General features: G+C 40.3%; 16 protein-coding genes. 12 read left to right on the forward strand and 4 right to left on the reverse strand.

The window, feature by feature from the left end:
* Positions 1-165: 165 nt before the first annotated feature.
* Both BFS30_RS09690 and BFS30_RS09695 read left to right on the forward strand, forming a co-directional pair.
* The gene (locus BFS30_RS09690; RefSeq protein WP_069379105.1) at positions 166-744 is read left to right on the forward strand and encodes a TetR/AcrR family transcriptional regulator; all 579 of its coding nucleotides are present in this window, start codon (positions 166-168) and stop codon (positions 742-744) included.
* 73 nt (positions 745-817) lie between these two features.
* Complete coding sequence (locus tag BFS30_RS09695; RefSeq protein WP_069379106.1) at positions 818-1657, forward strand: SDR family NAD(P)-dependent oxidoreductase; 840 nt, start codon at positions 818-820, stop codon at positions 1655-1657.
* Between the two features lie 75 nt (positions 1658-1732).
* Here BFS30_RS09695 and BFS30_RS09700 read toward each other — a convergent pair whose 3' ends face one another.
* Together BFS30_RS09700 and BFS30_RS09705 are read right to left on the reverse strand one after the other, a co-directional pair.
* Complete coding sequence (locus BFS30_RS09700) at positions 1733-2176, reverse strand: GNAT family N-acetyltransferase (protein ID WP_069379107.1); 444 nt, start codon at positions 2174-2176, stop codon at positions 1733-1735.
* An 82-nt stretch (positions 2177-2258) separates the two neighbouring features.
* On the reverse strand, positions 2259-3722 hold the full coding sequence (locus BFS30_RS09705) for a PLP-dependent aminotransferase family protein (protein ID WP_069379108.1): 1464 nt from the start codon (positions 3720-3722) through the stop codon (positions 2259-2261).
* 76 nt (positions 3723-3798) lie between these two features.
* Between BFS30_RS09705 and BFS30_RS09710 the strand changes: the two genes are divergently transcribed.
* On the forward strand, positions 3799-4440 hold the full coding sequence (locus BFS30_RS09710; RefSeq protein WP_069379109.1) for an FMN-dependent NADH-azoreductase: 642 nt from the start codon (positions 3799-3801) through the stop codon (positions 4438-4440).
* 64 nt (positions 4441-4504) lie between these two features.
* Here the strand turns inward: BFS30_RS09710 and BFS30_RS09715 are convergent, their stop codons facing one another.
* A complete protein-coding gene (locus BFS30_RS09715; RefSeq protein WP_069379110.1) occupies positions 4505-4939 on the reverse strand; it encodes a carboxymuconolactone decarboxylase family protein in 435 nt (144 codons plus the stop codon).
* Between the two features lie 199 nt (positions 4940-5138).
* Here BFS30_RS09715 and BFS30_RS09720 point away from each other — a divergent pair, with 199 nt between their 5' ends.
* From BFS30_RS09720 to BFS30_RS09730, 3 genes are all read left to right on the forward strand, one after another.
* Positions 5139-7559 (forward strand): mechanosensitive ion channel family protein, encoded by a 2421-nt coding sequence (locus tag BFS30_RS09720; protein ID WP_237028732.1) that lies wholly within the window; start codon positions 5139-5141, stop codon positions 7557-7559.
* A gap of 123 nt (positions 7560-7682) precedes the next feature.
* Positions 7683-10772 (forward strand): DUF6493 family protein, encoded by a 3090-nt coding sequence (locus BFS30_RS09725; RefSeq protein WP_069379112.1) that lies wholly within the window; start codon positions 7683-7685, stop codon positions 10770-10772.
* 6 nt (positions 10773-10778) lie between these two features.
* Positions 10779-12104 carry an SWIM zinc finger family protein gene (locus tag BFS30_RS09730; protein WP_069379113.1) on the forward strand — a complete coding sequence of 442 codons (1326 nt, stop codon included), beginning with the start codon at positions 10779-10781 and terminating at the stop codon, positions 12102-12104.
* Positions 12105-12176: 72 nt separating this feature from the next.
* Here BFS30_RS09730 and BFS30_RS09735 read toward each other — a convergent pair whose 3' ends face one another.
* On the reverse strand, positions 12177-13142 hold the full coding sequence (locus BFS30_RS09735; protein ID WP_069379114.1) for an MBL fold metallo-hydrolase: 966 nt from the start codon (positions 13140-13142) through the stop codon (positions 12177-12179).
* Between the two features lie 180 nt (positions 13143-13322).
* Here BFS30_RS09735 and BFS30_RS09740 point away from each other — a divergent pair, with 180 nt between their 5' ends.
* The 6 genes from BFS30_RS09740 (at position 13323) to BFS30_RS09765 (ending at position 21179) form a co-directional block, all read left to right on the forward strand.
* Positions 13323-14402 carry a hypothetical protein gene (locus tag BFS30_RS09740; protein ID WP_069379115.1) on the forward strand — a complete coding sequence of 360 codons (1080 nt, stop codon included), beginning with the start codon at positions 13323-13325 and terminating at the stop codon, positions 14400-14402.
* Positions 14403-14576: 174 nt separating this feature from the next.
* Positions 14577-15305, forward strand: coding sequence for a tyrosine-protein phosphatase (locus BFS30_RS09745; RefSeq protein ID WP_069379116.1), 729 nt, complete (start codon positions 14577-14579; stop codon positions 15303-15305).
* Positions 15306-15418: 113 nt separating this feature from the next.
* Positions 15419-16213 carry a polysaccharide biosynthesis/export family protein gene (locus BFS30_RS09750; protein WP_237028733.1) on the forward strand — a complete coding sequence of 265 codons (795 nt, stop codon included), beginning with the start codon at positions 15419-15421 and terminating at the stop codon, positions 16211-16213.
* Positions 16214-16248: 35 nt separating this feature from the next.
* A complete protein-coding gene (locus BFS30_RS09755; RefSeq protein ID WP_069379118.1) occupies positions 16249-18606 on the forward strand; it encodes a GumC family protein in 2358 nt (785 codons plus the stop codon).
* A gap of 6 nt (positions 18607-18612) precedes the next feature.
* On the forward strand, positions 18613-20160 hold the full coding sequence (locus BFS30_RS09760; RefSeq protein WP_069379119.1) for an MATE family efflux transporter: 1548 nt from the start codon (positions 18613-18615) through the stop codon (positions 20158-20160).
* A gap of 11 nt (positions 20161-20171) precedes the next feature.
* On the forward strand, positions 20172-21179 hold the full coding sequence (locus BFS30_RS09765; protein WP_069379120.1) for a nitroreductase family protein: 1008 nt from the start codon (positions 20172-20174) through the stop codon (positions 21177-21179).
* The last annotated feature ends 14 nt before the right edge of the window (positions 21180-21193 follow it).

Here is a 21193-nt window from a genome sequence, read left to right on the forward strand (position 1 = left end):
TTAAAATTTATGTTGTTTTTGAGGATGACAATTCAAATTTCAGAATTGGACAAATTGAGTATGTTTTGTTTGTGGTGGATAAAGTGGTTAAAATGTAAAATATTAAAGAATAGCTTGTGGAAATAGACCGAATGGTTTATTTTTGCATGGTCAAATACTCAAATCATGAATAAAGCAGAACGGACCAGAAGATTTATTATTGAACAATCGGCACCTATCATTAATAAAAAAGGAATGGCGGGGACTTCTTTAAGTGATATCATGGAGGCAACAAAATTGGCGAAAGGTGGTATTTATGGAAATTTCGAAAGTAAAGATGAGATCTGTGCGGAGTCATTTTTATACCTGACAGAAACGCTGGCTCAGCAATTGGACAGGGCAGTATTACTTGGTCAGAATGCAAAAGAGAAATTTTCTAATCTATTGAATGCCTATAAAGGGGTTAAAACTGAAGGCGGCTGTCCTATTCTGAACTTTGGTGTGGAGGCTGATGATACCCATCCTGCTATGAAAGAAAATGTAAAGAAGGTAATCCGCGCCGCTCAGAAAAGATTTTTTGATATCCTCGCGGATGGGATTGAAAAGAACGAAATATCCTCAGACCTGGACCCAAAGAATTTTAGCATCAAGGTTTTTGCCATGATTGAAGGAGCGATACTGTGTGGAAGGGTGTTGGAAAGTAATGACCAAATGCGCATTATAATCAATGCTATCCAGCATGAATTTGAGACTTATTTAATATAATTTTTTTTGCTTAAATAAAGACCGATTGGTCTATTTTATATTTATTGAATCATAAAAACTAAAAACAGAAACAATGTCAAAAGTAATTTTAATAACAGGGGCCTCCAGGGGATTTGGAAAAATCTGGGCGGAAGCATTTTTAAAACGTGGTGATCGCGTAGTGGCAACAGGAAGAAACCTGGCCGCAATCCAGGATCTTGTAAATGAATATGGAGATCGGGTATTGCCGATTCAGTTGGATGTTAATGACCGCGAAGCCTGTTTTGCAGCGGTGAATGTTGCAAAGGATCATTTTGGAAGAATTGATGTGTTGATTAATAATGCCGGATATGGGTTATTTGGAACTGTTGAAGAGACCTCTGAACAGGAGGCCAGGGATCAGATGGAGACTAATTTCTTTGGCGTACTTTGGTTAACACAGGCGGTATTACCGGTGATGCGCGCTCAAAAGAGCGGTCACATTATTCAGGTGTCAAGCTATCTGGGCTTGATAACGGTTCCGGTATTGGGGATTTACAATGCTTCTAAGTTTGCTGTGGAAGGTTTAACGGAAACACTTGCTTCGGAAGTGAAAGCTTTTGGTATCAATGTTTCCCTGCTGGAGCCTAATGGTTATGCAACCAGCTGGTCTGGGGACTCTGCATTTCAAACAGAGAGCATGGAGATCTATAATCCGGTAAAAGAAGCTTTTCAACAGGCGGCATCTACGCCTGGTTTTTTTGGACAACCAGAAGCCACAGCGGAAGCAATTCTGAAATTAGTAGACGCAGCTCAGCCACCGTTAAGATTATTGCTGGGGGCATTTGCCTATCCGGCAGTAAAGGCAGCTTATGAAGAACGTTTAGCCAGCTTTGAGGATTGGAAAGAGGTTTCTGAAGCTGCTCATGGAACCAGTATTAAAACAGGAAATTAAAAGAGTCTGGTGAAGTAGCGAAAGTGGCAATGCTTTAAAAAGGAGGGTGCTTTAAGCACCCTCTTTCAGTAAGAATTATAACTGTCTTAAATAACAGCTAAGGTGAACTGCGGACAGTTGAAACCCGTTCTTTAAATACAATTTTTGCGCAGTATTGTTATCGAAGCCGGTATCTAGTACTACGGCATCGAGATGAGTTGATGTGGCGATAGCTTTCACGTGGGCGAGCAGTTGAGAGGCCAGGCCTTTGCCTCTGTAAGATTCCAGGGTGCAGAGGTCATCGATATAGATGATGTTGCCGCTATGTAATGAAGTCATGACGCGGTATCCGGCAAAGGCAACAACTTTGTCCTGATCCATAATTCCGGCGATGCTGTATTTTTCGTTCTGCATCATCTCTGAAATCATGGAAGACCAATTATTCTTATTCAAATGTGGCCTTAACAAAAAGGCAACGTCCCAACATTGCTGGATCTCAAGATCTGTCCTGATTATTTTAACCTGATAGGTATTGTCCATATTTTTAAATTTTCTATAAAATTAGGGCAATGACAGGGATGCTAAACAGACCAGTCAGAAAATAAGAACTGGCCCAGCATGGTTAACGAATGATCATTTTCAGGATCTCAAACGCTTTGATCATCTCCTTTTCTTCCAGTGATGCAAAGCCCATTCTTATTCCATTGCTGGAAAAAGATTCGTTCTTATAAAAGACCCCATCATCGATAAAAAGCCCTTTTTTTAGCGCCTCTCCAGACATTTTAATCAGATCGATCTTTTCCTCAAAGTTTGACCATACTGCAAGACCTCCTTCTGGTATTTTGAAGGTGATTTCTTCACTAAATTCAGATTTGAGCAGCTCACAAAACAAATCTCTGCGTTGTTTATAGATTTTTAATGATTTTCGGAAATACCGGTCCATTTCACCATTATCAAACATGAGGGCAAATGCCTCCTCGAGTACGGTATCTCCTTGCCGGTCTATCAGTTCTCTTAAAGAGGCTGCGGCTTCAATAAATGACGGAGGCCCGGTCATAAATCCGATCCGTAAGGCAGGGGCAAAGGTTTTGGTAACCGAGCCGATATAAATCACGTTCTGATTGTGGTCAATACTTGCCAGAGGCAGGTAAGGCTTATTGTCGTAATGAAAGTCAAAGTCATAATCGTCTTCGATAATGGCAAAACGATGTTCTTTTGCAAGTTTTAAAAGTTTTAACCTTCTCTCCATACTCATGGTTACGGTGGTTGGACAGTGATGATGGGGAATGATATACACTGCTTTTATTTTTTTATGTGCCAGGCAGTCTTCCAGATAATCAATATCCATTCCGTTGTCATCGATAGGGATGCGCAGCAGATTGGCACCGGAATGTTTGAAAGTCTGATCAGCAGAACTGTAGTTGGAAAGGCCAACGGCAATATGATCAGAAGGATGGAGCAGTAGCTGTGCCGCTAAATAGATTCCCATCTGACTGCCTTTTGTAATGAGTATGTTTTCAGGAGAAATAACGAGCCCTCTGGTATTGGAAAGGTAATTGCAAATAGAGGTACGAAGGTGTTCTGATCCCTTGGAGCTTCCATATTTTAGAAAGCTTTTTCCGTAGAATTTTCTGGAAATGCTTCGGTATTCCCTCATGAGCTGATCTATTGGTGCCAACCGCACATCGGGAAAACCATCGTCTATGGTGAGTACCGTTTTCTGAAGATTTTTGCTCGGGGCAGAATTTTTAAAATGATTGGTCCATAGGAAAGCCTCCTGAGGATCGGTAGTTTTATTGGTTTCGGGTAGTTTTTTCTTGGAAAGTATGGGTAGACTGGAAAGTACAAAGACACCTTTGCGTTCAATGGATTCAGCCCAACCCTGACTGATCAATTCTTCGTAGGCCAGTTTTACGGTGTTTCTGTTAATCCCAATCAAATCTGCAAGTGTACGGGAACTTGGCAACAGATCGGATGGTTGTAGGGTGCCATCGGTAATCAAGGAGATGAACATATTGCAGACCTGAATATAAAGTGTTACAGAGGAACTCCGATCCACCTGAATTAATGATTTGTAGGGTAACATCTGGGCTGTAGTATTTATGAAAATTGGTATGTAAATATAATCCAAGCACCCCTTATTTTTGTCTAAAATTATTAAAATGAAGAAAGTATTAGTCATTAATTCAAGCGCAAGAACACTTAGATCCCATAGCAGAAGACTTACAGAAGCATTTGTTGACCATTGGAAGCGTATGCATGTGGATCCGGTGATCCGGTTTCGTGAACTGGGAAACGCGGATGTGCCTCATATCAACGAAAATTGGATTGCTGCGGCTTTCAAGCCGGAAGGGGCCAGGTCTGAAGAAGAAATCGAAGCTTTAAAAATAAGCGATGTTTACATTTCCGAATTAAAAGAAGCGGATGTGATTGTGCTTGGTTCCCCAATGTACAACTGGTCGATTCCCAGTGCGCTTAAAGCTTATATCGATCAGGTGGTTAGGGTTAATGAAACCTGGAAGCGTAATCCGGACAATATGCAGAATCCATATATAGGTCTTCTTGAAGATAAGACATTATTTCTATTACTTTCCAGAGGGGCGCAGGGATATGAAAAAGGAGGATATAACGAACATATAAACTTTCAGACCGATTATTTAAAGACGGTGTTTAATATCATAGGGATCAGTAATATTCATGTGATTGCGATTAACGGAGAATCATTTGATGCGGAGAAATTTAAAAAGTCTATAGAGGCAGCTCATCAAAACGTAATAGAGCTGATAGAGACGGAATTGGTCTGATCTATAAAATTAAAGCCCTTTTATGAAGGGCTTTAATTTTATTAATGGTTTTGTAGTGGTAGTTTTAGACCGGCATCAGTTTGGTTGAGATGCCGATTCTGTTCCATGCATTAATGGTAATAATTGCTAAGATAACTTGTGCAAGATAGGTCTCGCCGAGTACTTTAACCGCTTGCTCGTAGGTTTCGTCTGCCACATGATTACTGATTAAAGTCACTTCTTCAGTAAGGGCCAGTATGGCTTGCTCTTCTTCAGAAAAAAATGGGGTATCGCGCCAGGCATTCAGGGCATAAATACGTTGTTCTGTTTCGCCAGCTTTACGGGCTTCTTTAGTATGCATATCAATACAGAAAGCACATCCGTTTATTTGTGAGGCCCTGATTTTAATCAACTCTTTATGTGTTCTGGTGAGCGGGGTGCTTTCAATGAATTTTTCTAATCCTAGAATGGCTTTATATCCTGCTGGCTCTGTTTTTTCAATGTTAATTCGTGTTTTCATTTCTTAGATCTTTATAAGATTTTTTGTTGGTCACAAAATTAACTTAAGGATATGGATGCTAAATATACCAGTTCTGAAATATGGGATAGCCCAGATGGGGAATTAAAAATTAAATGTTTTTTACGTATTATTGGGTATCAATTCCTAACCTATGCTCTTCAAAAAAATCAGCTGCTTTCTTTTGTTAAGCCTTTTTTGTTTGACGAATTTATATGCTCAAAAGAAAGATACGCTTAGCGGATCATCTATAAAAGACAGCTTAAAATTGAACTTTGTGGCCAGGATGCAGGCCTTTGCAAAACAGGCTTCAAAGAAAAGTACAGCTGAGTTTGAAGCAGATAAGGCAGCAATTAGTCAGATCAAAACATTTGATGAGATCAGGCGAACGATGCAAAAGGCAAAGATCTACCTCAAGGGGAATCTGGATACACCCGGCACAAAGCTGGAGCTTAAGGAGATAGAGGACGATTTTGTTGTTGCAGGAGACGGTGTTTTTACCAATAAGGGTTCTGCACAAACATTCCGTAATTTAACAGCTACCTCAAAAATATTGTCGGAACTGGTCAATATTGCCCATGCACGGAAATTGAAGCTGGATACCCGGCAACAGGAATTGAATAACTTTCGTTACCAACTGGATTCGTTACTGAGTGTACCTGCATTATTTAAATTTCCAACAGACTCGACTACGCTGATGAAGTACCTTCAGAAGATTCGGGTGGTGGCTTATGAAACAAGTCCGGTGGATTCCTCTCTTAAATTGGCGGGAAATAATATTCAATCCCTGCTCAATCAGGTTAATATGACGGTTTTTAAATTGCAAAGCAGTTTAGAAGAGATCGAGTCTTACCAGAAAGATATGGCAGGCAATACCTATAAAAGAGAATTTGATAACATCTGGGCACCTCCTGCTTATTACCGCCCATTTGGAGAGATACTTGAATTTTCAGCAACCAAAGGATTATTGACGCTTAGTTTTTACGCTAAAAATAACTCTGGTAAATTAATAATATTGGTTTTATTGATACTCACTTCTTTTGTTTACCTGCGGTCGCTTAGAAATATTTATATAGAGGCTGACTTGCTGAAATCTGATTTTGAGGGCCAACTGGTATTGCGGTACCCCTTGTTGTCTGCTACATTGCTTGTGCTTAGCTTGTTTCAGTTCTTTTTTCTATCACCGCCCTTTATTTTGAATGTGATCTTCTGGTTAGTGTCTTGTGCTTGCCTGACCATCATCTTCAATAAATATGTGAACCGATACTGGATGCGGGTATGGTTGATCATGGTTTTGTTTTTTGCAGTTACTGCGGTAGCTAATCTGGTTTTGCAAGCCTCTAGAATTGAACGCTGGTTTATGCTGATCGTTTCTATGATTGGGTTTATGGTAGGATTGATGACCTTAATAAAAGGCCGCCGGGAAAAACTACGGGAAAAATGGATCATCTGGTCCATCGCTTTTATGGTTGTACTGGAATTTGCTGCCATCATAGCAAACCTGTTTGGCCGGTATAATCTGGCGAAGACGTTGTTTATCAGTGGTTTTTTGAATGTGGTTATTGCGATTCTTTTTCTTTGGACAGTACGTTTAATTAATGAGGGGCTGTTCCTGGCTTTTAATGTCTATTCCGGACAAGATAGAAAGCTCTTTTATCTCAACTTTGAGCGGGTAGGTAAAAAAGCCCCGCCGCTATTTTATGTCTTGCTTGTTGTGGGATGGGCGGTGTTATTTGGCCGTAATTTTCCTGCATTTGAGTACCTGTCTGAACCACTTCAGAACTTTTTTAGTCAGGAGCGCACATTGGGTGGTTATACTTTTAGTATTTATAATTTGGTGCTGTTTCTTGCGATTATGCTCATTTCGGTGATTGTATCTAAGGTTGTTTCCTTTTTTGCTTCCGATGGTCATCTTGCTTCCGGAAAGGAGAATAAACAGGAACGGCAGGGAATAGGGAGCTGGTTATTGCTGGTTCGTATTTCCATTCTCTGCATTGGCTTGTTTCTGGCCATTGCGGCGGCAGGAATCCCGGTAGACCGGATTACCATTGTTTTAGGGGCATTGGGGGTAGGTATTGGCTTTGGCTTGCAAACTTTGGTGAACAACCTGGTGAGTGGGCTGATTATTGCATTTGAAAAGCCGGTGAATGTAGGAGATATCGTAGATGTTGATGGTCAGGGGGGAAAGATGAAATCTATTGGATTTAGAAGCAGCGTGATCTCTAACTGGGATGGTGCGGATGTGGTGATGCCGAATGGCGATTTGCTGAATGCTCATCTGATCAATTGGTCGCTTGGAGGAAATCGTAAACGGGTATCTATCCTGATCGGTATTTCCTATGATTCAGATCTTGAAAAGTCCCGGCAGTTATTGACTGGTATTTTAGGCAATGAACCTCGAATTAGTAAGAACCCTGCCCCGGTTGTCCAGTTTGAGCAGTTAGGGAGTAGTTCGATTGAGCTAAAGGTCTATTTCTGGACCAAACATATCGGAGAGGCTAACGTGACCAAAAGTGATCTCATTGTGGCTATAGTAGATGCCTTTAAGGAGAACGGAATTGCCATACCATTTCCTCAGCAGGATGTTTATCTTCATCATCCGGATAAAAAAGAATCGCATTAATTGTGTCGAATTTTTAATATAAAAGAAATTTTATGCAGAGATTTACAGGTGGAATATGAAGTAAATACGAGAATATAATCGTTAAGAAATAAATCCTATTTATAAAAGACGCAGGCAAAAGGAATGAAAAAACACCTTAAATATATTGACGGTACTTCAGATAAATTCTGGCAGATTGAAGTGACGGATGCTACCTATACGGTTACTTATGGAAGAAACGGCACCAGCGGGACTTCGCAGTCCAAATCATTTGAAAGCAATGAAGCATGTTTAAAAGTAGCAGAGAAATTACTTAATGAAAAAGTTAAGAAAGGGTATTCGGAGGATGGAGAGGTAGTAATCAGTAACCCCGTATCCAGATCTGCCAAAAGTTCCGGTACGGATATACAGGTTGTTTTTGATGCTTACGATGCCATTATTAAATCTAAAAACCTAAGGGCGCTGTTGCCCTTTTTAAAGGAATATGCCAAAGGAAATGTCGAAGTTCTAAAAAAGCACATCAGGAAAAGCAAGCGTTATTGGATGGACTTTGTTGACCTTAGCAAAGAACCTCAATTTAAAAAACACAATTCCCAATGGGGTACAAGAGGAGATCAGCTGCAAAATGATATCATTAGCCTAAGTGCTATCGCGTTGTTTAACAAGACGGATATCACCCCATGGGATGATGCTTTTGAATTATTGAAAAGAGCTGATGAGCCGGTGATTCTGGAAGTGTTACACTGGTCGAAACCGGAATGGCTGGAGGGATTTTTATTGGATAAGGCAAAAAGAGACAATTGGAGAAGGTTTGATTACCTGTCTTTACGTGCTTTGGAAAAGGAATCATTGATCCAACATCAGCCGGAGTTATATGCTTTAAGTCTGGCTTCTTTTAATGAGTGGACAGGGAAAATCAAAAGCAGAAAGTTTATTGACTATATTGTTAATGATCAGGTGGCTTATGAACGTGATGTACCTGAATTATTTAATTATGAAACTGAACTTCAAAACGGACATTTCAGAGATCATGATAAAGAACCATATGATGCCCATAATATCTGGGAGATCATTTTTGATACATTGCTGGACGAAGGTAAACTAAAGCGGAAAACCTTTATTGAAGAGGCGATCTTAATCCAGTCTAAGGACTGGAATAACAACCTCAAATCTTTTTTTCGCAAAAGGCTGGCTGAGCTGAATCCGCTTGCGGATGAGTTGTTACCGCTACAGGAAAGCATCTTTGCCTGTCTGCATTATCCTTATGCACCGGTTGTTAATTTTGCAATGGAACTGATTAAGAAGATCTATGAAGAAAAGAAGTTTAGCATAAATTCCTTCCTGGATTGGATGGAGCCGGTGATGATGGCGACGGATAATAAAACTGCAATTAAAACTGCATTCCCTGTTTTAGAGAAACTGAATAGACAACATCCTAAGTTCAATGAAAGAATTACCGCTTTGCTGGCAGATGTTTATGTAGTTCCGGATTTAAATATACAGGAGAGGGCGACTAAGCTACTTCTGAAAATCGCCTCCGGAAAAGATCAGCACCTGAGTGAAAAGTTATCTTCATACGTTAGCCTGATGCAGGGAAACGTGAGAGCGAGCCTAAGTTCTTTGCTAACTGAAGATACTTTGCTAATTGATCAGGAAGAAACGGAAACTTATCATTACGAGCCAAAAAAAGAGAAGGTGTTATTGCAGGAGATTGGGCTTCCCAAGGACTGGAATGATATTGTGTTTTTATTCGGGAAGTTTATTGCTTCTGATGAGGTGATAGATGGGGAAGTACTGCTAAACACTTATATTACCCAAAAACAGCTCTTTCCCGAAGATTATACAGCGCAGCTTCAGCCTTATGGTAAGCAGTTAGAAAAGAAATACTTTGAAAGCGTATATAAATCCTATATCAGTGTTTTCCTGCAGCAAAAGATTCATAATTATGATATTGAATTTAAGGTACAGGATGTCCCGTATCAAAAAGTAAAAACGTTATTGCTGGTCAAACCTTTGCTTAATGCGGTGCAGAAAAGAATGAACAGCAAAACGTTGCTGCCCATGTTGTCATTTCCTTCACATCTGCCGTATTGGGTAGCCCCTAAAGTGTTGATGGAAAGACTGGTCGCTTATCAGAAAGCAGGAGAAGAAATTGATAAACTGGATCTGAGCATCGCCATCAGCAGAATGCCAAGAGAAAATGTTGAAGAGGCAATTCCTTTGCTGGAAGAGTTGAATGGAGAACTGAAAGAACTGATGGCATTTTGTCTGGGAAAAACCAAAGAGATTACATTTAAAACGGGCTCTGTCCTGAATAAACTCCTGTCCAAAATAAATGTGGTGGCTGAAGACCATTTTAAAGCCGTATGGGCAGTTGCAGCAAGGACGTATTATCCTGAAGATACTTTTCCTGAGTTTGAAGAAACGTATCTTAAAGAGATTCCAATGGTGGTTTCGCCATTTAATCCCATTATTACATTCGAAGAGCGCTGGAATGAATTTGTGAATTACCAGACAAAGCAAAAAGAACGTACCCCTTCCTGGTATGAGTTGAATTTCCTTGTTCCGGGATATAAAAATATGCCTGATTATTTCTTATATGGTTTAGACTTGTTTGGTCGTAAAAATAGCTGGGATTACATGATGGGCCAGGAAGGTAATGTGTATTTCTGGGATAGCCTGATGCCGCAGAATTCGGATGCACTTGCTTATTTCCTTTTGCGCTCGTCCTGTCTCACTTCTGATGGTGGGGGAGATGGATTGAAAGGATTTTTAGATGTGGTTAACCGAAAGGGATTTTTGTTTTCCAAGGTCAGTACGCTGGTATTTGCCTGTACTTTCTTTCAGAATAAAAAGGAGACCCGCCTGATGGCAGGGGAAATTCTGATTAACCTGGTAGAGAGACATGCCATAGATCTTGTCCTTTTCTCGGAAAAGCTGGCTTTCCTGGCTACGAATAAATATGGACCTTTTTTAAGACTGATTGAAAGTATGAGCATGCTGAAAGATGTTTCTCCTCTACACAATTCGGCATTTTTACAGTTGCTGGAAGGGATATTTAAAGATCTGGATATTCAGGATAAGATACCGGTTAACTTCAAAAAAATGGTGGAACATTATATTGATGTACTTTATAAAACCAATCAGCAACCTTCTGCAAATGCGGTGGCTTTGTTTGAGAAATTAAAAGATAATGCTTCGTTGAAAGCTTTGATAAAGCAAATTTTAAAATAGAAGAGCATGACAGATTTACAATATCATTATAGTGGTGTTTCGACGTATACTAAGGTTAAAGGGGTAAACAGCCTTGTCCTGGCACACCAGACAGAAATCGAAGCCGTAAATAATATTCCTTGTTTTTTCTGGGGCACGCTGACAGATCCCTATGTGACGGCAAAATGCTGGAGTACAATTGCTAAAGTGGTCCGTTCCAGCTTTGGACCGGTACCTCCGAGTTTGCGTGACCCTATTGTTTCGGCTGGAACAGAACGAATCCGGTTTGAAGGTTTTTCGTCTTGCAATGGGGTGTATGTCAGACTGGATATGAAACCCGAATCCATAGACGGTGAATTTATTGCGAGTGGAACGACCAATGTAGATTTTAATGATCCTATGCTGAATGCCCTGAATAGCATTCAGAAAAATGAAAAGGTAACCCTGGCGGTAGGGCAACAGGATGTACAGGTCATTACGGCTAAAACTAAGGTGACAGAAAAGAAGGTGACGCTGCCAATGCGCTGGATAAAAGGATTGACGAGCGTACAATTGTATCTGGCAGACATGGATCTGAAGTTTGAACTGAATAAGATTCAGACCATTCAGCTTTTTCAAACCTTACCAAAAGGAAGTGTAAAAGGAGATTTCTTTATCACTAAAAGGGCAGGTAAGTTTATGTTTTCTACACTGATGACTGCAGATGGATTACGAATCGGAGGAATACACCGGCTGCGTTTGCTGGAAGGAGTGCTTGCGATAGCAGAGAAGGTATTTATTTATGAGTCAGCGGATAAACAAACCTGTGCAATGGTCTGCGAATTTGGTAAAATGCAATTGCTGATGGCCTTTTCCCCGGATGCTTACCGTGGATTTTCAGGCGAGGGAAAAGCCCTGGAGCATATGACCGAAAATGTACCGGTGGAGTGGGTGTATGGACTGAATAGTTTGTTGAAATCCAATGAGACTTTTGATCCTACTTTATTGTCCATAGCGCATGATATAGATTTTGGAACCATGGATCAGCTGACCGCAGGCTTGTCTTCTATCGGGTTATTGGGTTACGATCTGATGGGACGTAATCATTTTTACAGACAGTTGCCATTTAAAACGGAGCGGATTCTGAGTTTAAATCCAAGATTAAAGAATGCAAAAAAGCTGATTGACAATGAAGAGGTTCAGATTGTAAGGAAAGAACCGGGGTATATTGAGGCGACTGTAAAAGGAAGTGGCGTGCAGCATAAAGTAGTGATGGATCAACAGGGGGATCGTTGTACCTGTGAGTGGTTTACTGCCTATCAGGGAAAACGAGGAATTTGCAAGCATATCCTCGCTGTAAAAATAGTCGTTTGAGGGATATTAACGAAAAAACATTTAAGGGCAATAGAGGAATAGAATTGTAAGGGTTAAAGAACCCTTGACAACTTAGTCTGGTAAAACAAATACCTCAGGAACCAATTCGTAGGCATCGCCTTTTTTGCGGACATGTCCGAGGCCAGGCCATGGCAGGTGATAGGCAAAAATTCTTTGCTTCTTTACAGCGATTTGTTCTAATACGGCTCTCCTGGTTTTTATGGCAAGATCAAAATCGGTATCTCCAAAGAATCCCCATTCCGGATGTGGGATGACCAATACATCAGAGTGTACGAGGTCTGCTACGTCTATCAATTCCTCTTCACCAGAAAAAACGGTGCATACGGTATGCCCTGGGGTATGTCCGGGAGCGATCTGTAGCCGGATGCAATCAAACAAAACGTCCTTGTCGTTGAATAAATGAAGTCTGTCTTTTATAACAGAAATAGTTTTGTGGGCGGCAGAGACTACGGACGATATCATCTGATCACTCAATTTACTCTTTGAAAAGTCAGGGTGGGAAGCAGCCCAAAATTCATTTTCAATTTTTGACAGGTAGACCTGTGCATTGCTGAAAGTTAATCCTCCATCTTTATTGATTAATCCGCCAATATGGTCCGGGTGAGCATGACTGATCACAATGTCGGTTACCTGAGAAGGACTGATCCCCGCATCTGCAAGCGACTGAGGTAGCCATCCGGATACATTGCCTTCAGAAATTCCTGTTCCGGTATCGATAAGGATGATCTTGTCTTTTTTTCTGATGACCAATACATTGATACTTAAATCTACTTCTTTGACAGATCTGAAATTGTTTTTCAGTTCTGTTGCGACTGTTGCTGAATCAATCATCGGTGCAAAGAAAGGTTGTACAGGGCTCAGTGGTATATGTCCGTCGGTAACAATTGTTAACTCCAGTTCGCCAAGAGAAAAACGATGAAAGCTTTTTTTAGCCGGATCAGAAAAGAAGTTTTTAAAAGGGATTACTGCCGTGATCCCTAACAGGCTGCTATGTTTTAGAAAGGTTCTTCGCTTCATCTTTTTTTTATAAAACTAGACAATAGAAAAAATCAGAACAAGTACTTACAAGAAAGTAACCTAGGCACTAAAACCATACTGATGTTGATTGTCAGTGTTTTATTTTTAAGGAGGGGTATAGTTATCTGTTTTCGATATATTGCAGGGATTAAGATTTCTATTGATTTGAAATAACTGCGTATGTATATCAGGCAACTGTTGTTGGTTTTCTTCCTGTTGATCAGTATCGCTGTGTTTGCGAACATGGCAAAACCGTATGAAGAAGGTGCCGATCATTCACTTTTATTCTTTGGTAAGGAATTGAAGGTTACGGCAGAGTTTCTTAAAATCAAAGTTGTTCAGGAAAATATAGGTGATAGAGAACAGTATTATCATGCCCAATATGAGATTGATTATGAAGTCAGTTCGGGGCAGGCGCAGGTGTTGCCTTTATTATTTATCGCTGTCGGTTTAGCAGATCAGCCCTTGATTAAGGTGAACGGACTTATCGTGAAGGTAGCAGACCTGAAGGGTAAAATAAAAAATGGTAGCCCTCAGTTATATCCTTTTATTAAGCCTTATAAAGGAGATCAGGTAGGTGTTTTATATGAAAAGGATAAGGAGAAAATTGTTGACGTGAACGGCCTGGTGTATTTTGAGGCACCATTGAAAAAGGGGAAGAACATTATTCATGTTGCCTATACAGCTTCCTTAGGGTACAATACTTATGGTTTCTATAAAAAGCTGGATATTAATTATGCTTTATTCCCTTCTAAATACTGGTCGTCCTTTGGGCCGATAAAAATTGCCCTTGAGTTGCCGGAAGGGCTTTCTCTGGAAAGTGCTTCCGTTGGGGAACCGGAAAGAGATCAAAAGAAATATTCCTGGATACTAAATGAACTTCCGGATCAGGATTTGAAAATTGAAGTGATTCCTGAATTATCCGTGTTGTCGAAAATACTACTGGCTATCGGCCCTTTTGGCTTAGCCTTAATTGGTTTTTCAGGAGGCTTTTATCTTCATTTTAGGATGCTGAAAAGACGAAGACAAGCGGAGAAAACTGGGTTTAATTGGGTATTGACCATTGGGGTATTTTTGGTGCCTGTATTATTTTATGTTTGCTTTCTGCTTGCTTATGATTTAATAGACTGGAGTTTGGGCGGGAATGCGTTGGGAAGACATGGTTACGTGTTTCTCGTAGTCTTTAGTTTACCTGTGTTCTGGTTGGCCTATTGGGCGCTAATGTGGTGGCTGAATCGGAAGATGAAGCCGGTTAAATAAGAAAAATCACCTTCCTGATATACCTATTATTGGGTATATTTCCTTAATTCTAGGATAAAATTTTAAAATATAGCGCATGTAAACTGTCGCGATTGTATTTTTGTTAAAGCAAACTTTAGCCCGTTACGATGAGCCGCGGACTTATATTAAACAACATCCTTTAAAAATCTTATCATGTTTTCCTTTTTTAAGAAAAGAACGCACGTCGACCATATGGAGTGGTTAGGAGTGGATATGCATTCCCATTTATTGCCAGGTATTGATGACGGGGCAACGGACAGTATACAGTCTGTTGGTTTTATAAAAAAGTTGCATGAGTTGGGCTTTCAGAAATTGCTTTGTACGCCTCATATTTTTTCTGAGCTCTATCCAAATACACCTGATACGATAGGGGCTGCATTGGATATTACACGCCTGGCCTTGAAAGAGGCGGGGGTATCCATAGAAATTGGAGCGGCAGCAGAGTACATGATCAATGATACCTTTAAAGTTTCCAAAGACCTGATGTGTCTGCCCAATAAATACCTGCTGATTGAGATGTCTTACCTGGCTGAAATGCCCAATATAGAGCAGGTTATTTTTAACCTTCAGGTAAAAGGATACAAAGTGATTCTTGCTCATCCTGAACGCTATAATTTCTATTTTGAAAAACACCAGCGTTTCCATCGTTTTAAAGAAATGGGAGTTTTGTTTCAGTTAAACCTGTTGTCGGTGTGTGGCTATTATGGTAAAGATGTTAAGAAACTGGCTGAGTACCTGCTGCAAAAGAACTATTATGACCTGGCGGGTACCGACCTGCATCATGATAAACATTTACAGGTATTAAGCCAGGAAATACAAACTGGACGCCTTTTTAGTAAGATTGGACATGTTGGTTTTAAGAACAAAGAACTGTTTTTTTAATTAAATACCCATTTCTGGCTAGGTGTACTGAAATTTAAATCATTTAGTTTTGCTTTTACGGAATTCTGCTGGTTAGGTGGATTTTTTAGATCGAAATTACTATGATTAAATTAATGTTAACAAAAAAATACCTGAATTGCTTAATTATTTTCTCTGTTTTTCTGTTAAGTTCCTGTTCTGTTACTAAAAAAGTTCCCTATTTCCAGGATATTGATGCAGATGGCAGGTCTTTGTTTGCAAAAACAGGCGTGTTTAAAGAGTTGACGATTCATACTGATGATATTTTGTCGATTTCTATCGTAACTATTGATCCTGCAACTGCTATGCCGGTTAATCAGTTGGCCGGACAGAGTGTGAGTACCAATGCTCAGCTGGCCAATTCTGGTCCTGTTTCTTCAACAAGTGGTTTTCTGGTGGATAAAAATGGAGAGATCGATATTTCTGTAGTTGGAAAGGTGAAAGTAGCCGGATTAACGACATATGAAGCAAGGGAGCTGATTAAAAGTAAAGCATCTGTGGTTTACAGAGACCCCAATGTGCAGGTCCGGTATGCAAATTTCAAAGTTACGGTATTGGGTGAGGTTGCCAGACCTGCTTCCTATGTACTGCCAAACGAAAAGGTAAGTCTTTTAGATGCCCTGGGTATGGCCGGTGACCTGACGATTTTTGGAAAAAGAGAGAATATTCTGCTGATCAGAGATATAGATGGAAAGAAGGAGTTTGCAAGGCTGGACCTGAACTCTTCTCAGGTATTTAATAGTCCCTTTTATTATCTAAAACAAAATGATGTGATCTATGTGGAGCCTAATAAAGGTAAAGCTGCCTCATTGAATCAGGCGAGAACACAAACTTTCGCCGTTATTGGAACTGCACTTTCAGTCTTGATCGTGTTGTTTTCAAGACTTTAATAAATAGTATCATGCTTACACCTATGCAATATTAAATGAAGAACACGATTTCAGAATATAAAACGGCACAAGAAGATATAGAAGGACTGGATTTAAAACAGATCCTGTCGCGGGTACTGGCTAATTGGTATTGGATTGCTTTATCTGTAGTTATCTGTCTGGCATTTTCTAATCTATACGTAAGGTATAAAACACCTAACTATAAAATTTCTGCCAGAGTATTGGTAAATGATGAAAAGAAAGGTGCTGGTTTATCTGGTGGCGGAGATCTTCTGGGAGATTTAGGAGGGCTTTTAGGTACAAAGAGTACGGTTGATAACGAGGCCGAAATCCTAAAAACAAGATACCTGATGGAACAGGTGGTGAAGGATATGGATCTGAACATCACTTATTACAGAAAAGGGACACTGAAAAAGGTAGAACTCTATGAATCTCCGTATAAAATTAAGGTGGTTGCTGGTGCAGATACCATCAGGGCTACGGATGTGGAGGTTAGTTTTTTAAAGAATAATCAGGTTGCTGTAAGTGCGGATGGAATTGATACACTGGTTGCGCTGGACCGCTCTTTTACGATTCCATATGTTGGCGTGGTGCAGGTGATTAAAGGACCTGCTGTTCCGGTAATGGAGGAGAAATATTCTTTTAACATCATGTCTGTGGATTCGAAAGTGATTGCGCTCATGGATGCGATTACGGTGGAGGTTAAAAATAAGCAGGTGACGATTATTGACCTGAGCTTAACTCATGCAATCCCCAAAAAAGGAGAGGACATATTAAGTAAGCTTATTGAAAAATATGTACAGGCCAACCTGATGGATAAAAATGAGGTGGCTGATAGTACGGTTAAGTTTATTCAAAACCGGCTGGCTTATATCGGCGGAGAATTGGGCGGCCTGGAAGGAAATATCCAGAACTTTAAGCAGGAAAATAATCTGGCCGATATGTCTGAGCAATCAAAATTATTGGTGCAAACTACCGGTCAATATGTAAACGACCTCAGTAAAATAGAGACCCAGATCAGCATTCTAAAAAGTTTACAGGATTATTTAGGTGATGAGGCCAAAAATAAAAGGGTATTGCCTAGTTCGCTCGTTCCTGCAGATCTGGTTTTCAATGGGGCAGTAGAGAAATACAACACCCTGACTCTGGAAAGGGCAAGGCGATTGATTGGAGTAACGGAGGCGAATCCGGGAATCCAGTTAATGGATAAAGAGATTGCCAATGCAAGAGCTGATATTGAATCCAATATTTCCACTACGTTGGATGGTTTTATCATTACGAGAAACCGGATCAATGATCAAATGAGAAAGGCTGAGGGGCAGGTGAGGAATGTTCCAAAGGTGGAGCGAAACTATTTAAACCTGGCCAGACAACAACAGATTAAACAGGAGCTTTATATTTTTCTGATGCAGAAAAGTGAAGAGACCGCCATTTCTAAGACGTCTAATATCGCGAACTCAAAAACCATAGACCCCCCCAAGTCTGAAGTGAAGCCTTTTAGCCCGAAAAGAATGGTGGTCTATTTATTTGGAATGGTTGCCGGTCTGGTGATTCCTCTTGGATTGATGTATGTCAAAGATATACTGAATGATAAAGTTCAGACCAAAGAAGATGTGACCAGGATTACCCAGGTTCCTATTATAGGGGAGATCAGTCATGATGAGGGTAATGACAACATGGTGGTGGCAAACAGCTCCAGATCAGCGATATCAGAACAATTTCGGGCATTGCGGACCAATCTTTCTTTTTTCATAAAGAATGCTGATGAGAAAGTGATCTTGCTAACGAGCAGTATGTCCGGAGAAGGAAAATCGTTTGTAGCGATTAATCTGGGACAGATCCTGGCATTGACGAACAAGAAGGTATTGTTAATGGAGCTGGATTTACGCAAACCGGGTCTCTCGGCTAAACTGGAAGTTTCAAACCCGATAGGTTTTACTAATTATGTGACCAATGCGGAATTGACCAGTGATGATATTGTGAAGCAACTGAAACCTCAGGAGAATCTGTTTCTGGTGAGTTCAGGACCGATACCACCAAATCCTGCCGAATTGCTCTTAAGCGAGAGAACAAAAATACTAATGGCAGAACTGAAGCAGCAATTTGATTATATCATTATTGACGCGCCTCCTGTGGGAATTGTTACCGATGCGCAGTTACTGGCTTCTTATGCAGATGTCTGTATGTATCTGGTTAGACAAAATTATACGCTGAAACAGCAGGTGAATATCGTGGATGATTTGGCAAAAAGTCAAAAGATGAAAGGTTTAAGCATTGTGATCAATGACATTAAAGCTACCAAAGGTTATGGCTATGGATACAGTTATGGCAATTATGAAGTGAATGGTAAGGAACCGGGTTTTTTCAGCAAACTGTTTAAACGAAATAAATAATTTCAAATGAAATCAGCAAATAAGGTGGTTATCAACACGGGCATATTGTATGCCCGGATGTTAATAACAATGGGGATTTCTTTATATTCCACAAGGCTGGTATTAAATGCATTGGGCTCGGTTGATTATGGGGTTTTTAACCTGGTGGCGGGAGTGATTGCGATGTTATCTTTTCTAAATACAGCGATGGCTACCTCTACCCAAAGGTTTTTGTCTTTCTATCAGGGGAAGAATGATCTGAAAATGCAAAAACGGGTGTTTTCGAACAGCTTGCTCTTACATATTGGTATTGGTTTATTGATGGTCGTTGTGCTGGAGATTTCAGGGCTTTTTCTTTTTAATGGTTTTTTAAATATTCCTGCAGAGCGGATCGAAGTGGCCAGACTGATCTATCATTTTATGTCGGTTACAGTATTTTTTACGATTGTATCGGTTCCTTTTACGGGTTCGCTGGTTGCGCATGAAAATATGTTATGGGTAGCCATTGTGAATGTGGTGGAGACACTGTTGAAATTAGGAATTGCTTATATACTCTATGTTGTGGCTCAGGATAAATTGTCTGTTTATGGCTTATTAACGGCAGGAATCAGTATCGCGAGTTTTTTACTTTATGCGGTATACTGTTTTGGGAAATATGAAGACTGTACGGTGGAGGGAATCTTTTCTGTAGATAAAGATATGATGAAAGAGCTGACTTCTTTTGCAGGATGGAACTTGTTTGGTTCTTTATGCGCACTGGGAAGAGCACAGGGTTTAGCGATTTTGCTGAATGTCTTTTTTGGAACTGTAGTTAATGCGGCCTATGCAATTGCGAATCAGGTGGCAGCTCAGTTAAACTTTTTTTCTTTGACCCTGTTAAGGGCAATCAATCCACAGATCATGAAGAGTGAGGGTGCTGAGAATCGGGAAAAGATGCTCAGGCTGTCTATGATTGGCAGTAAATTTGGCTTCTTCCTGCTTGCCTTTGCGGCGGTTCCATGCATTTTTGAGATGAATGCAATCCTTCATCTATGGCTGAATAAGGTGCCGGAATATACAGCGGCTTTTTGCTCCCTGATGTTGTGTGCCACGTTAATTAACCAGTTAACCATCGGCTTACAGTCGGCGGTGCAGGCCACGGGAAAGGTAAAGCTTTATCAGGCGGTAGTGGGTTCTGTGTTATTGCTGGCCTTGCCGCTCGCTTATCTATTGTTAAAATTAGGGTATCCGGTTTATACCGTATTTATAGGTTATTGTTTTATAGAATTGATCGCGTGTACATTGCGGTTGTTTTTTTTAAGAAATATAGCAGGTCTCTCGATCTCCTTATATTTTTCTAATGTGATTTTCAAAGTGATTGTTCCACTTTGCCTGCTGATTCTGACTTGCTATCTGAGTGTGACTTATATTCATTTTGGATGGAGGTTTCTCTTTACCGGAGTTGCTGGCGTATCTGTATTCATCATGAGTATTTATCTCTTTGGCTTGTGTGATGACGAGAAAGAAATCATTCATAAAATAACGAATCAGCTGGTCAGTAAGCTGAATCCAAAAAAACAATTTAATCACGTATAGCTGTATTAAGTATGAAAAGTATCCTAAAAAAGATCGTTCCGAAATCTGCTAAAAGGTTCTATCGGTCGAAGCAAACACAGTTGTCGATTATCAAGGATTACGTGTACGATTACCGGAAGTTCAATAGAGAATCGGCCTCTTTTAAATTGAAAAATAAAGAGATGATGCAGGCGTATATCATCAAGGAATACCATGCCGTAGAAAAAGGGCTGGCCTTGCTGGAGCCCCGTCCCGGATTTGGTGCAGAGCGGATTTCTGCTTTGGCTGATGTAGTGGAAGAGTATCTGAATAACTATGGAATGGATTCAGTGACTTCTATCACTGCATTTACATTGAGGGAGTACCTGAATTTTGATGCCCCTTATCAAAAGATTCCTGAGTACTTATCAAGGAAGCTGGAAAAATTGCTGAAGCGGTGTGACGAGTCTGCTCAGATCAAAACCGGAGGGACTAAAATTATTCCAAGAACTGAAATTACAGAAACCCTGAATTTTGATTACGCTGGCTTTTTTAAATCCAGGCATAGTGTGCGGGATTTTTCGGAAGAACCGGTGGCTACTCAGCTGATTTTAAATGCGATTGATACTGCGAGATATACCCCTTCCGTGTGTAACCGGCAGGCCTGGAAAGTTTATGTGATTGAACATTCAAATCTGGAACTGAAGAAAAGACTGCTCAATGTTCAAAATGGCAACAGGGGATTTGGGGAACACATCAGTTCCTTAATTGTCATCACTGGAAAGCTATCTTCTTTCTTTGCCTATGAACGAAACCAGGTATTTATCGATGGAGGAATGTTTGCCATGTCTATTGTGCTGGCGCTTCATGCAGAAGGGTTGGGGGTATGCTGTCTGAATACCAGTTATGCCGTGAAACAATATGAAGCCTTTAAGGCATCAATGGAGATGGATAGTGACTGTGTGCCGATCATGTTTTTGGCGGTAGGGAACTTGAAAGATGATTTTAAAGTTGCGATTTCTGAGCGTAAGCCGCTGGCTGATATTGTTGAAGTAAGGTAATAAGATATACATTT

This window comes from Pedobacter steynii (genome assembly GCF_001721645.1).
In the GTDB taxonomy this organism is placed as follows: Bacteria; Bacteroidota; Bacteroidia; order Sphingobacteriales; family Sphingobacteriaceae; genus Pedobacter; species Pedobacter steynii_A.

What these genes read in the sequence shown, in the direction of transcription:
- BFS30_RS09760 (WP_069379119.1), top strand. Translation starts at nt 18,613, where the DNA reads ATGAAATCAGCAAATAAGGTGGTTATCAACACGGGCATATTGTATGCC.
- BFS30_RS09700 (WP_069379107.1), bottom strand. Translation starts at nt 2,176, where the DNA reads ATGGACAATACCTATCAGGTTAAAATAATCAGGACAGATCTTGAGATC.
- BFS30_RS09725 (WP_069379112.1), top strand. Translation starts at nt 7,683, where the DNA reads ATGAAAAAACACCTTAAATATATTGACGGTACTTCAGATAAATTCTGG.
- BFS30_RS09750 (WP_237028733.1), top strand. Translation starts at nt 15,419, where the DNA reads ATGTTAACAAAAAAATACCTGAATTGCTTAATTATTTTCTCTGTTTTT.
- BFS30_RS09705 (WP_069379108.1), bottom strand. Translation starts at nt 3,722, where the DNA reads ATGTTACCCTACAAATCATTAATTCAGGTGGATCGGAGTTCCTCTGTA.
- BFS30_RS09710 (WP_069379109.1), top strand. Translation starts at nt 3,799, where the DNA reads ATGAAGAAAGTATTAGTCATTAATTCAAGCGCAAGAACACTTAGATCC.
- BFS30_RS09765 (WP_069379120.1), top strand. Translation starts at nt 20,172, where the DNA reads ATGAAAAGTATCCTAAAAAAGATCGTTCCGAAATCTGCTAAAAGGTTC.
- BFS30_RS09755 (WP_069379118.1), top strand. Translation starts at nt 16,249, where the DNA reads ATGAAGAACACGATTTCAGAATATAAAACGGCACAAGAAGATATAGAA.
- BFS30_RS09735 (WP_069379114.1), bottom strand. Translation starts at nt 13,142, where the DNA reads ATGAAGCGAAGAACCTTTCTAAAACATAGCAGCCTGTTAGGGATCACG.
- BFS30_RS09690 (WP_069379105.1), top strand. Translation starts at nt 166, where the DNA reads ATGAATAAAGCAGAACGGACCAGAAGATTTATTATTGAACAATCGGCA.
- BFS30_RS09715 (WP_069379110.1), bottom strand. Translation starts at nt 4,939, where the DNA reads ATGAAAACACGAATTAACATTGAAAAAACAGAGCCAGCAGGATATAAA.
- BFS30_RS09740 (WP_069379115.1), top strand. Translation starts at nt 13,323, where the DNA reads ATGTATATCAGGCAACTGTTGTTGGTTTTCTTCCTGTTGATCAGTATC.
- BFS30_RS09730 (WP_069379113.1), top strand. Translation starts at nt 10,779, where the DNA reads ATGACAGATTTACAATATCATTATAGTGGTGTTTCGACGTATACTAAG.
- BFS30_RS09745 (WP_069379116.1), top strand. Translation starts at nt 14,577, where the DNA reads ATGTTTTCCTTTTTTAAGAAAAGAACGCACGTCGACCATATGGAGTGG.
- BFS30_RS09695 (WP_069379106.1), top strand. Translation starts at nt 818, where the DNA reads ATGTCAAAAGTAATTTTAATAACAGGGGCCTCCAGGGGATTTGGAAAA.